The following is a 13379-nucleotide window of genomic DNA, read 5'->3' as shown; positions in this document are numbered from 1 at the left end:
ACGATGCGTCCACCGCGTTGTACCATGCCAAATACAGGGGCTTTTACCTTCGTGCTACGCCCTTGCGTACCGCCTACACGTTTGGATGCGTGCTTGTTCTTCTCCTTGCCGCCTACGTATGTCTCATCTGCCTCAACGATTCCCGTCATTGGTGCATCAAATGACTTGGTTTTAAGGGCGTGCTTGAGTCGGTGAAGCATAAACCACGCGGTACGCTGGGTTACGTCTAAGTCGCGGCCTAGTTGATGTGAGGAAATACCTTTCTTATGGGCGGTAATCAGGTAGGCGGCAATGAGCCACTTTTTTAGAGGCACTTTACTATCTTCAAAGATCGTACCGATACGAACCGTATACTGCTTGCGGCATTTGGCGCATTTGAAATCACCATTGGCGAACAAATACGACTTGGCGTGCTGGCAGTGAGGACATACGGGCTTACCATTCCAGCGCAATTTTGCAATGTAGCGTTTGGCGGCTAATTCATCAGGAAAACGCTCTTGTAGGTTTTCTAATGTTAACTTTGGGGAGGATGATTTCTGTGCCATAACGCTACTAATTATGACACTAATATAATGATTAACTACCTGATAATCAAACTATTTACCCTTATATTTGACCATTCATCACTAACGATTCTGTGCCTATTAGTATGCAAATATACTAAAATCGTATATAAAGTATTGGGTTAGTTATGTGATTCATTACCTAAATATGTATTTCTAAGGATGAAAATACTGTGTAATAGGGTAGAGAGCCCATTTTAGAGAGTACGCTGCTGCGGTGAATTTACCATGTAGTGTTTTTATCAATTCATATCGCCTAATTTTGAGTGTACAACGCTAACCTTTTCATTCAAGTGATTATGGATGCGCGGATTAGGGTAGTACAAACTTAATGCATCAGGTTTTCCCGCAGCGCTTTAGCAACGGCCTCCGTACCACACTGCACATGAAGTTTCTGGTAGATATTTTTTAGATGGCGTCGAACGGTTTCTACCGAAATATTACACTGAATAGCAATCATACGGTACGTATAGCCCAGTGTTAGTAGTTGGAGTAACTCCTGCTCCCGTTCGGTAATCCCATAATCCTGGCGCTTGGGATTCTGCGGCTTTTGAAAGGTTTGTAATACGCGTCGGGCAATTTCTGGCGACATAGGCCCACCGCCTTCTGCAACGTCGTGTAGCGCGGTCAGCAAGTGGGTTCCCGTATCTTTTTTGAGCAGATAGCCATCGGCACCATTGCTTAGGCAAGCGAATAGTCGGTCATCGTCGGCAAAAACGGTATGCATCAACACGCGAATCTGAACGTTTATTTCTTTCACTTGCTGAACGCATTCAATCCCGTTGCGGCCAGGCATGTCAATGTCCATCAGAACAATATTTGGCCAGTCGTGCCGTATCTGTTCGACTATTTTTTGCCCGTTGCTGTATGATCCTACCACCGAAAATTCGTTGGCACTGTTAATCAACAGTTCGAGCAGGGAGCGAAGCTGATCATTATCTTCATAAATAGATACCGTTTTCATGGGGCAGAAAGAAAAGGCTGACTCATCGTCATAAAAACAAAACTCCTAACTAATATCCCCTTTGTCAATAACCCTTTTAGGTCATAGGAAATTCAAGGACCAGGCGGGTCCCTTGACCGGGCGCCGTGTGGATGACTAATGTTCCATGTAGATTCTGAGTACGGGAGCGCATGTTACGCAAGCCATTCCGGTCGGTATCTTCAGTGGCGTTAAAACCTTTTCCGTCATCCCAGATCTCCAGTCGTAACCGTTTGGCTGTCAATGTTATAGTTATAGAAGCCTGGCTGGCTTGTGCATGCTTAATTACATTGTTGACCGATTCTTTAAAGACCAAGTAAAAATTCCGCCGTTTTTCCATGGGCAGATCAACTCCATCAATCACGTCGGGAATACTTATGGTATACGCAACTCCCGAAGCTTCAAACAATTCGGAAGCGTAGCGATTCATACGGGCTATAAGAATATTCAGCGCATCGTTGCGGGGATTTATGCTCCAGACAATATCATCCAGCGAACCGCTTAGCAACCGGGCTTCCGAAACGATTCGTTCCATCATCGACTTTGACGGATGTTCGTCGGGCAGCACTTGCCTGGCCATTGTACCCAAAATGCCAATACCACTCAGAGACGATCCAATCTCATCGTGCAAATCGGCCGAAATGTTATTGCGGATGCGCTGAAGTTGCAGCAACTGGTTCACGCGGTACTGGTACAGTGAGTAAAACGAGCCTACAATGACCAACCCAACCAGCAGCCGAAACCACCAGGTCTCGTAAAAAGCCGGTAACAGGCGTATGGACAAACTAACCGGTGCCGAGCGCCAGTTTCCGAAAGCATCGGCCGCTTTCAGACGTAACGTATACTGGCCGGGTGTTAGGTTCGTATAAGAAGCCCGATGCCCCTGACCACTGTAATGCCAGCGGGTATCGAGCCCTTCCAAAAAATAAGCATACTTCACGTTCGACGTGCGGTTGTACGTCAGGGAAGCAAAATCAACGCTAAACGCATTATCGAAACGATCAAGTTGGATAGGTTGCGTAAAGTCGTAAAAACGCTCCTGGTCATGTACCCGAAACGAACTAATAACTACCGGAGGTATCTTAACTGGACGGTCTAAATTACGCGTGTCCAGGTAGTTCATGCTATTGTGTTGCCCGATAAATAAATCCCTTCCCTGATGAATATAGAGTGCACCGGTAATATTGCTCCGACTTAATCCCTCGGCTACCGTAAAGCGGAACAACCGATGGCTGCTGGATTGGTAGGCATATAGCCCTTCGTAATTGCTAATCCAGATGGTTCCGGTTTGGTCTTCGATCAACTGACGATTTTCCCGGTCGAGAAATCCATGATGGGCGGTCAACACCCGGCGAAACGTACCGTCTGGATTGCTTTCTGTAACGCTCCCCCAGCGAGCTGCCCAAATATGTCCAGTATGGTCAATCAATACGTTATTCGTGGCCAGATCATCAGGCCGTTTAACGTGTAAACTTTGGTGATCAAAGCGGATAAACTGATGCGTGGTTGGATCGACTTTGTACACACCCTGGTACATTCCCAGCCAGATACACCCTTCCTTATCCTTTTTTATGTCGGTCAGGAAATTGTTGTTTTTCTGTAAATTCCTGATGACTTCATCGGTCCAGTAATGAAACGGCTGGCCCGTTCGGGTATCCAGGACTCGCAGGCCTTCGTCATTATTGCCCACCCATAGGCGATGCTGGTTGTCGATGAGTCCGTGGTCAACAAAGGGTACTGAAAACAACTTTCCGGCCCGACTGGCAGCCTGATTATGCACAAATCGGTTCAGGCGAGGGTCATATACCAGAACGCCATCGCCTTTGTAGTCCCATCGCAGAAGTCCAATCCAAAGTCGCCCATCATCGGTCTGTTCTATCCACATCGTTTCAGGCGACGGATTTGGATAACGGATGAGTGAAAACTGATTATGAAGCCGATTCCAGCGAATAAATCCTGTATGCGACAGGCCCAGCCAAAACGTCTGCCCCGTGCTGTCCTGCTGGTCGGCCGTAATGACATTGATTTGGACAGGCGACTTTACTAATCCCGATGGAAGGGCGATGGTCCGAATCAGATTCTCTTGCGGATTGTATTTAAGAAGACCGTTGGACGTACCCACCCACAGGATACCCTGGGTTGGGTCGCGGTAAAGGCAATTCACGGAGAAGGGTGCGGAATCAATGCCCGCGAGACGAAAAAATCGACGCTGCTCTGGTCGAAAAACAAGCAAGCCGCGCTCATCGCCCACCCAAAGTAACCGGCAACCATTTTCATCGTACCCTTCCTGCACGCAGGTTACCTCATTTTGGGACTTAGCGAGGCTGAAAAAGGTAAACGTTTCCGTTAATGGGTCAACACGTAGCAATCCCCTGCCGTAGGTGCCCACCCAGAGCATGCCGTCAGCATCGATGCATCCCCGACTTAAATACATTGGAAAGCGATACTTGGTATTGTCGCAATCGAGTCCTAACACGCAAACGAAACGATTTTTCCGCCGGTCGAAACGAAACAGCCCGTTGTCAGCACCAATGGCCCAGAGTGTATGCTGCTTATCTTCGAGAAAACCATGTGCTTTCACCCCTTTAAACGTGGTTTGACGTAGCGGATACGTAGTGACCTTACCCGTACGGAGATTGACACAGCCAATTCCGTTTTCATCCCCAAACCAACCGTTGCCATACTTGTCTTTGTAAAGGTAACCCGCCGTTTGCGGAGTACCGGTGACGGAGGCTAATCGAAACGTTTTCGGATCAATGTGGCAAATTCCCCGTCGGTCGCTGGCGAACCAGACCCGTCCGGCTGAATCAGCCGTGATACCGGTGACGAGGTAGGTCTCAGGAAATAAAAACGGGCGAAACGTACTGCCATCGTACCGGGTTGGGCATCGACGCGTACCAAACCACATAAAGCCCTGCGGATCTTTGGTGATACTATACACATCACTGCTGGGTAAGCCATCCTTTACCGACAGGTGTTCAAACGTGAGGTTAGGCACTTGTGCGAATAAAGTGGTTGTCAGAAACGCTGTCAGGATAAACCCGGTAAGCAGGTAATGCCCAAAGCGTATCTTCATGCCCTCCACCATTACGGTCTATGGTTTTATCAGCTAGCAAGATAAATTTTTTTCCTGAGTGACAATAGTTTTACCAGTTGTTTAAAAGAGTAAGTATATAGGGTTATTGTTTTCGGTTAGTAAGCCCCAGAAATTTGTTGATGACTATCTTTCCTATTCTTATGAAAATCACAAGTATACTGCTCGTGTCTACATGGTTACTGTTCCTTTGGCAGAAACCAACGGAAGGCACGACGAACCATTTGCCTGGCAAACCGGGCTTCTACGTAAAAGGTCGGTTTCTGTACGATCCGTGCAACAACAAAGTCACTTTGCGAGGGGTCAATAAAATGAACATCTGGACCGATCGGACGGGCGCGTCCTTCACCGAAATTGCCAGGTCGGGTGCCAACAGCGTTCGGATTGTCTGGAAAGCCTATGAAGACAACGGACAGCCTACGAAAGCCGCCGACCTTGATAACCTGATTACAAAGTGTGTGGCGCAGAACATGATCCCGATTGTCGAAGTCCATGATGCTACCGGCAACTGGAGCCAGCTGGGAAAAATGGTCGCTTTCTGGCAGCGAGCAGATATAGTGGCTGTCATTAAAAAGCATGAAACGTATTTGCTGGTTAATATTGCCAATGAATGCGGCAATGACACGGTAACCGACGCTCAGTTTACGCAGGGTTATACAAACGCGGTGAAGCAACTGCGTAAGTCGGGTATTCATACGCCTTTGGTTATTGACGGAAGCGATTATGGTAAAAATCTTGAACAACTCGTTCGGGTGGGCGCAGGTCTGACTCAGATAGACCCCGATAAGAATCTGCTGTTCTCTGTTCATACGTACTGGCCCATTGCCTCCGGAGCCACTCCGCAGTTTATAAAGGACCAGTTCCAGGCGGCCGTCTCGGCCGGACTTCCGTTTATCGTGGGCGAATTTTCGGCGTACGGTGCGTACGCCGGAGGAGCCAGCCAATGCGGACCCAAAGGAACCGTTGATTACCAGACCATTCTTTCCGAGACACAACGGCATGGGATCGGCTGGCTGCTGTGGGAATGGGGACCTGGCAACACGGGCGGGGGTGATCCACTTTGTGTGGTCATGGACATGACCGTTGACAGCAAGTTCAGTACGCTGAAAGGTTGGGGCAAAGAAGCGGCCATTACTAACGCAAACAGTATTCAAAAAACATCGGTGCGGTCGCCCTTTTTAGTTAATAAACGCATCTGTAAATAGGTTTCGACAGACCTGATTAACCCTTACCGTTCGCTCAGTGGGTGTAAAGGGTTATGGACAAGCGCCCATAAATCGGAGAGCTTTGACCCATCGTTGCACGAACGCTTCGAGAGGCACTGGTAATTGATCCATAACCCATGAAAAACAGCACGGTACATTCGTTTGTGTTGAGTTCAGTATGCCTTGGTTTATCGCTTGGTTTCGCGCCCGTTCCCGCCCCCGATATTACGGGCTCATGGCGCATGACGGCGCATCAGATCGCTCCGGCCAAGGACGGTATTACTGATTTGTACGGTCACTTCAAGGAGTTGTACGGCGGTTGCCAAAAAGACATGGGCGTCGTATTGAATGCGGATAAGACGGTACGTATCACGCCAGCCGGAGGCTGTCAGAATCCGCTGGGCAATCTGATTATGAAGACGGCGGCCAGATTTATGCCGTCGGGCAACGTAACGTGGGACGTAAACGCGGATAAGGTTAGCCTTCAGGACAAAAAAGGTCAACGTCGGGAGTATACGCTACAGCAGAGCGGTTCGGATATGCAGTGGCTTTTTGACGAAGCCGATGGACAGACGACGGTCCATCATACCATTGTGTTCAAACGCGATTGATCGGGCTGATGCATTCATGCTCCATTTGCTCAATGGGTATAAAGGGTTATGGACAACACCCTATAAATCGGAGAACTTTGACTGGCAAATAGGGCTGGTCTGTTGTATTCATTTTACATAAAAGCTATTTTCTTATGAATCAGTACTGCATAGCGTTTATACTGCTGGTTGTAAAGATGACGAACACACAGGCTCAATCGGTCAGTACGTTGTACGCATTCAATCAGCCCCAGGGTCCAGCGATTTCCAAAGCGGCTCCGACAAATCCGAAAGCGGCAGAAAAGCCCTTTTATATAAAGGCCTATGGATACTACAGCTTGCTAACACCCGGAACGAGTATCAACTACGATGTAATACAAACTCAGATCAGTTTGCCCAATTCGTTTAAGGCCACCAGGACGAATCTGGGAGCTGGGCCACGCGCGGGTCTGGGGATAGGTTTTATCCTTAGTGATTTCATCAACGTTGGTGTTGATGCCGATCTATTACTTGGAAAGTCTGTAGAAACAAACGTCAATGTTTTTACGGGTAACAGCAATACATTCACTAATTACAACATAACCTCAACTACTACCCTGAATGTCTTATCCATCATTCCCAACATTACGTTTAAAGCTCTTTCCCGGCCAGCTTATTACATTTATAACCGACTAGGGCTGGTTGGTGGCATTGTGCTGGACTATAAACAGGTCAACCGAACGATTCAGACCCCTAATCGAGGAGCGATTACTACGTCTGAGAGCACCAGCGAGTACACAAATAATTCGCTGGCTATTGGCTATCAGGCGGCCTTGGGGGTTCAGTTTCGATTGAGTCAGAGCATCCGCGCTTTTGCCGAAATAGTGGCCTATAATCAGTCATTTAAGCCCCGGGAAGTGCAAAACACGAGTATGAGTACTACCAGCGGGAAAACCACAACCAGCAATTCATCCGTTTCCTACAAAGATAACGGCGACTATTTAGCCACTCCTACCGAATTTCCAACCTTCAACGTAGCGATTAATAGTGTTGGGGTAGGTGCTGGGTTCTTATTTCGACTATAAACGTTCCTGGTCTGGCTTTCTCGCCCAGCTATACACAACTTATCAAACCAGATAAGCATGAATCGATTTATCTCTTTTCTCGCCAGCATGCTCATGACCGTAGTGGCGTTACGTGCACAACCACTCACTGCGTACAATGAGCCAAATCGCGCTGCCAAACCAGTTGCAGCGAAAGCGGCCGAATCGCCTTTCTTCATAAAAGTATTTGGGATTTACGGCCTGCTAACGCCCGGTACGAGGATTTATAACAGTGAATCACTGAGCCAAAGCGGGACCGTATATCCATTTAAGACAAGCAGCAAAGGAATAAGTGGTGGCCCGCGCGCTGGTGTTGGTGTTGGACTGATTGTCAACGACTTTATTAATATCGGTATTGATGCCGACTTGCTGTTCGGCACACCGGTAAAGGTTGAAGTGGGCTACAATGATGGTTTTGCTAAATCGACTACCACGTCGATCACTACGTTGAAGGTTGTATCGGTTATACCGAATATAACTTTCAAAGCGCTTTCCCGACCCTCCTTCTACATTTACAATCGGCTTGGTTTGGTAGGTGGCATGGTGCTGGATTATAAAACGGAGACCAATACGGTCAATCAGCTTACAGCCGGAACCTTTACGACGAGTGGTGTTACAAGTGACTATACGAAAAACTCGCTGGCATTGGGCTATCAGGCGGCCTTGGGGGTTCAGTTTCGATTGAGTCAGAGCATCCGCGCTTTTGCCGAAATAGTGGCCTATAATCAGTCGTTTAAACCACAAAGACTTGAAAAAACCAGCACGACCAGCTCGACGAGTGCCGTTACGGTAGAGGTCACCGAATATAAGGACCAGGGAATCGAGATACCTACTACGAATCCGACTACCCGTAAACCTCAAACCGGTCAGCAGCAAATCTTTACCGTGCCTATGAACAGTATCGGGGTAGGGGCTGGCTTAACCGTTCGATTTTAATCGCCATGCCACAGCCCTACTACGCCCTGCCACTGCGGTTCGATGAAATTCTGAACCATCACCTACATCCGACTTGCTCATTGCCGCAGTCGATCGCTCAGAATTTGTATCTGATGCTGACGACCCACTTCAGGGAATCTCGGTATAACGAGTCATTCGGATGCAGTTTATGGGACGAAGACTTTGCCAATCAGGCCAATAGCCGCTGGAAAGAAGACATCCGGCAGTCGATTGAGGACTCCATCACCGCGCACGAAAAAAGACTCGCTCAGGTGCGCGTCCGGGTCGAGCTAGTGGATCATGAAATGCAGCTCAGCCGGACAAATCGCCGGGTGAAACGTCGTTTAAGTGTGTGGATCGATGGTGTGTTGGTACGAACGAATGAATCCTTTGCTTTTCAACGGAGTCTGTTCTTAGCGCCTTTGGCAACAGAATAACGCATGACTATGACAAATCTTGGCTCAGACACTTTCACCCGCGACCGCGTAAAAACCCGGATGCTACGGCGGGCAGCTGACCTATGGGGCTATGCGGAGTCTGATCTGGATAGCTTTGATCCATTAGTAGCGATGTTGATTGAAGCCTGTTCCGTCGAGTTTGAGCGGGTGTCCGTTGAGCTGGGCAATACTCAAACCCGACTGCTCGACCGGCTGGCGCAGGTGCTGCATCCCGAACCCGACGTAGCGCACCCCGCTTTTGCTGTCGTCCAGGTTCGTTCCCTTGAACCCCAGACCATTCTGTCTCCCACCGTTCTGCTGGGCGCGAAACGGGCCGCAGAGTTTCAAGCGAATCAGACGAGTGGTCCCGATACGTATTTTTCAGCCGTCCAACCATATTCGGTAGTGAATGGGTCTGTTCAATACGTTGCTACGACGGAAGCGATAATCCGAATTGATGATGCAACGCAGAAAACGTCCGTGGCGCAACGTCAGGGGAATCCGGTCGTACAACCGTATCAGTCCGTATGGATAGGCCTGGAGCTTGCCGATGACGTAGCTTCGCTGGAAGGGGTGACCTTCTTTTTCGACTGGCCTGATGAAGCTGGTTCTACCAATTACTATTCGGCATTAGCTCAAAGCTCCTGGCTGCTGAATGGGCAGGAATTACAGGTTCAGACAGGAATGCCGGAAGCACCAACCGACTCGCCGGTAGATTTACTTTTCGATGGTCTGAAAAAACGGGAGAAACAGGCGATGATGCTGTACAACCGGCAGTTTATTACCATCAAGACTGCACCCACGTTCAGGACATCCGGTCAGCAAAAAGAAACATATCCGAAGGCAATCGGGCAGTGGTTTTCCGAGCGGGATCTGCGAATGCTGAAAGAACCTTTATGGTGGATTGAGTTACGTATATCCCATACCGTTAGTAAAGATGCGTTACTTAATAGCCGGATCGGCATTAACTGTTTCCCCGTTCTGAATCGACGACTTCAGCGGATTACGTATCGACTTCAGCAGACGCTAAATATTATCCCGCTCGAAACGGATCGGTACTTTTTGGCCATGCGCGACGTGCGAACCAGCCAGAACAAACAACTGACGGCTATTCCACTTGGTAACTTGTCGGATTTGTCGGCCAACACCTACATGGTTCGCTACGGTGTCAGCCGGTTCGATGATCGGGACGCCCGCCAGACCCTGGTTAATTTACTGGATTTATTACATGACGAAAGTGCTTCATTTAGCGCTCTGGGCGAAGATTTTCTAACGGCTGTACTGCGGGAGCTGGACCAGGCGCTGGCCAGGCTGGAAGTCAAAGTGGAACAGAAGACCCGCCGACGAGATGCCATTCCTTATCTGATTGTTAAGGCCCAGCAACCGGGTGAGACCGTATACATTGATTACTGGACCTGCGATGGTGAAACGGCAAACCGGATACCAGCGGGTAGCCGCCTGACTCCCTCTGCTGACAATTCGCTGCGAAAAGACGCGAGCTTTCTGATGACCACAACCAGTGGGGGCCGCGGACGACCAACGGAATCGGAGAAAATTAGTCAGTACAAACGGTCTCTGTTGACCCGTAACCGAATCGTCACGCTGGAGGACGTACGAGCCGTTTGCCAGGCCGAGTTGGGAGGGCATCTGCGCTCTGTTCAGGTCGAGCGGACGTTCCGGGTAGATGCATTGCCAGCCAATGGGTTTCAGCGGTGTATTCGGGTACGTCTGGAGCCATCAGCGTCAAGTGCATACACCGCCGTTGACTGGCGGGAGCAGGCAAACCTGCTAACAGCGCAATTACAGGAGCAGTCTGTGGCTGCCTTACCGTATCAAGTTGAGGTAATAACAAATTAATACGAGAATAACCCGATGGAACCATTAAACGTATACGCTGAACCCTTAAATCACCTGCCGGTTGACCTGCGGGCGGAAGTGGTATTGGCCGATATGCTGGATGATGGCGTTACGTTGGATGACTTGATTGTCAATCCAGTCGGGTTATTTAAACGTCCGTACGGGCGCGATATTAGTCGGGTAGCGTGGGTAGAAGCACAACATAAAGCGCGGAGATGGTTGCAGATCGATTTAAACCGAAGTGGTTTATATGATTTATTGCCGGAAGGAGTTTTTCATCAACCCACCAGCCATGATACGTCATCTTCGAAGGAGAGTACATTGCGCGAGATGGCCATTCAGCACGAGCGCGAACAGCAGGCCCGACGCTTTTTTCTGCCATTCGAGCAGGAGTTTTTTCGACTACGAGTACGTATAGAACAGGAACAGCGAAACTTTTTATTCGGCGATGACAATCACGCAGCCGACGTAGCATTGGATTGGTTTTGGGGGCTGCCTTCTTTCCTGACGCCCATTCAACGAATACGCTTGCGGTATCTCTTACCGATAATGCACCAGATCGTAGGCAATTTGTCGCTGATGGAAGCCTGCTTTGGCCAACTGATCGATGAGCGGGTAAGCCTACAAATCGAGTCGTCGGAACAGATATGGCTCCTAAGCGATACGCCTACCCTGGGTCAGTGGCAACTGGGTGTAGATTCGGTGTTCGATGGTTGGATCACCGACGGTGAGCCTATACTTAGCATCACCGTACATATCGACCAGCCGGATAAGCTTATGGATTATTTGCCGGGAACAGCGGGACATCGACTGCTCAACTGGCTGACGGGCTACATCGTGCCAATGGACCTGAACAGCCGCCTGAAGCTGGATACATCGGCCCTGGCAGACACGTTTGTACTCGCTGAAGAGGATGCACTCGGCCGACTGGATTTTACGACGTTTATCTAACCAACTACGACGATGACCATACCTGAACTAACCTACCCACCTGTCAACTGGATCGATGGCATGAAAATCGCCCGTCGGCATTTTACGGAGTGGGAAAACTTTATGCACGATCAGCTTCGCGACAGCAATGCTCAGGGGCTATCGCGGTTTCGGTATGGAATTCTGCCTGCTGAAAATGCCCTGGATGTACAGATTCAGTGCGATTTTAATCAGCAGATTCAGGTGCAGCTTCGAAGTTGTCAGGCCATCAGCCCTCACGGCGCCCGCATTGATTACCACAACAGAACGGATGCCTTAACGTACACTACGTCGTTTCCCCGGTTGGCCGAAACGTATGGTTTACAGACCGGCAACCCGCACCGATTTGACGTCGTGTTGACGGTTGATCCGTTCAATAGGGTTCCCTCCGGTCAACCCATTCTGACCGAGACGCCCCCCCGCCATCCGCACACTCGTCCTGAGTACCGACTCAGTGTCGTGCCATCCGTCCAGCTACAACCCGGCGATTTTAGCTATCAGTTGATTCTGGGACGTATCCGGTATGGCAATGGGGAATTGCAGGCCGATACTGACTATTTACCGGCCTGCACCTCCGTTTATAGCTTACCTGGTTTGCAACGGTGGCACCAGGTATTTGGCAAACACCTGGAATCGCTGGAGAACAGCGCCTATAAAATTTTACAACGGACGAAGGAACGGGATACCCGCAACGTGCTTCAGACGAGTACCCTACTCATCGCGGAGCGGATGGTCTTTGTGCTGAGCGATATCACCACGCGCTATAGCTGGATCATTCCGTACGAACCCCCCATCCAAATGGCCGAAGTGCTTTTGCGCCCCATTCAAGCAATGCGGGTTGTGATGACTATCCTCAGTGGGCGCGAGCGCGAAGAATTTATTGGCTACATCAGTGAATGGGCCGACCTGACACCAGGTGCACTGGAAGCGCAGCTTAATGCTATCCTGCAGCTCCCCTACGAACACACCGAACTGAGTAGCCTCTTCGCGGAGATAAATACCTTTTATCAGATGCTAAGCAATGTCTTTTATAAACTGGCTCAACTGGACTTTATCGGAAAGCGTAAAGGCCAAAATGTCTTCATCATCGAACACGAAGTAAAAGATACGCCCCCGGAAAAACCACGTTCGCGCTGGAGCCCATTAGGCTAACGTAACGGAAAAACGAGCATAACCTGGTTACCGGCCAGCCTGGCCTATTCATCCTTTCTAACTCATTACGTACCTATGGAACCATTAAATAAATCCGAACGACAACAGGCGCTGAGCCGATTTCTGGGCGTGTATTGCTTATCGCTTAGTGTACCGCTGCTAGCGGTGTATCTGCTGTTCAGTGCACCGAACTACGTATTGAAAGAAGAAAATGCCCGGCTCAACGAAACACTTTCCGAGCAGACGCAAAAGATCATGAAACGGATGGATGGCGTAACGGCCGATCTGAAGAATCTGCAAACGACCGACCAGGCTTACCTGAAGGCGACTGATATTGAAAAAGGAAGTCTGAAAAATCAGCTTTCGGGATTGGAGAACGGGTTACAGCAACAGGTAAACGGCATTAAATCCGATACGGCTCAGTTGCAGCCTATCAATAAGAAACTGTCGGGCGGGGTCATCAGTGCGTATGATGCCGTGCTGACCTACCGAAATAACATCAGTTACCTGCG

11 protein-coding genes and 1 pseudogene are annotated in these 13379 nt (G+C 49.3%); 9 read left to right on the top strand and 3 right to left on the bottom strand.

Annotation, left to right across the window (positions count from 1 at the left end):
* The 3 genes from ACOJS8_RS18405 to ACOJS8_RS18395 form a co-directional block, all read right to left on the bottom strand.
* A partial coding sequence (locus ACOJS8_RS18405) for an IS1595 family transposase (protein WP_420150013.1) occupies window positions 1-545 on the bottom strand: 545 nt, incomplete at its 3' end.
* A gap of 346 nt (window positions 546-891) precedes the next feature.
* Entirely contained in the window at window positions 892-1527 is a 636-nt protein-coding gene (locus ACOJS8_RS18400; RefSeq protein ID WP_420150012.1) for a response regulator, read from the bottom strand.
* Window positions 1528-1603: 76 nt separating this feature from the next.
* The gene (locus ACOJS8_RS18395; protein WP_420150011.1) at window positions 1604-4621 is read right to left on the bottom strand and encodes a sensor histidine kinase; all 3018 of its coding nucleotides are present in this window, start codon (window positions 4619-4621) and stop codon (window positions 1604-1606) included.
* Between the two features lie 161 nt (window positions 4622-4782).
* On the opposite strand from ACOJS8_RS18395, the gene ACOJS8_RS18390 reads away from it, so the two are divergent.
* The 9 genes and pseudogenes from ACOJS8_RS18390 to ACOJS8_RS18350 form a co-directional block, all read left to right on the top strand.
* On the top strand, window positions 4783-5844 hold the full coding sequence (locus tag ACOJS8_RS18390; RefSeq protein WP_420150010.1) for a glycoside hydrolase family 5 protein: 1062 nt from the start codon (window positions 4783-4785) through the stop codon (window positions 5842-5844).
* Window positions 5845-5981: 137 nt separating this feature from the next.
* On the top strand, window positions 5982-6455 hold the full coding sequence (locus ACOJS8_RS18385) for a hypothetical protein (RefSeq protein WP_420150009.1): 474 nt from the start codon (window positions 5982-5984) through the stop codon (window positions 6453-6455).
* A gap of 134 nt (window positions 6456-6589) precedes the next feature.
* Window positions 6590-7498: a hypothetical protein gene (locus ACOJS8_RS18380; protein ID WP_420150008.1), complete on the top strand. Its 909-nt coding sequence runs from the start codon at window positions 6590-6592 to the stop codon at window positions 7496-7498.
* A gap of 57 nt (window positions 7499-7555) precedes the next feature.
* The gene (locus ACOJS8_RS18375; RefSeq protein ID WP_420150007.1) at window positions 7556-8452 is read left to right on the top strand and encodes a hypothetical protein; all 897 of its coding nucleotides are present in this window, start codon (window positions 7556-7558) and stop codon (window positions 8450-8452) included.
* Between the two features lie 5 nt (window positions 8453-8457).
* A complete protein-coding gene (locus ACOJS8_RS18370; protein ID WP_420150006.1) occupies window positions 8458-8889 on the top strand; it encodes a GPW/gp25 family protein in 432 nt (143 codons plus the stop codon).
* 9 nt (window positions 8890-8898) lie between these two features.
* The gene (locus ACOJS8_RS18365; protein ID WP_420150005.1) at window positions 8899-10746 is read left to right on the top strand and encodes a type VI secretion system baseplate subunit TssF; all 1848 of its coding nucleotides are present in this window, start codon (window positions 8899-8901) and stop codon (window positions 10744-10746) included.
* A gap of 15 nt (window positions 10747-10761) precedes the next feature.
* Window positions 10762-11697, top strand: a complete 936-nt coding sequence (locus tag ACOJS8_RS18360; protein ID WP_420150004.1) for a hypothetical protein — start codon at window positions 10762-10764, stop codon at window positions 11695-11697.
* Window positions 11698-11709: 12 nt separating this feature from the next.
* On the top strand, window positions 11710-12867 hold the full coding sequence (locus tag ACOJS8_RS18355) for a hypothetical protein (protein ID WP_420150003.1): 1158 nt from the start codon (window positions 11710-11712) through the stop codon (window positions 12865-12867).
* Between the two features lie 75 nt (window positions 12868-12942).
* Window positions 12943-13379: pseudogene (locus ACOJS8_RS18350) on the top strand (hypothetical protein); the annotation flags it as partial.

It is taken from the genome of Spirosoma sp. (assembly GCF_048594605.1).
Classification (GTDB): Bacteria; Bacteroidota; Bacteroidia; order Cytophagales; family Spirosomataceae; genus Spirosoma.
Note: the sequence above shows the minus strand (reverse complement) of the source record. Positions and strands in the feature narration are given on the sequence as shown.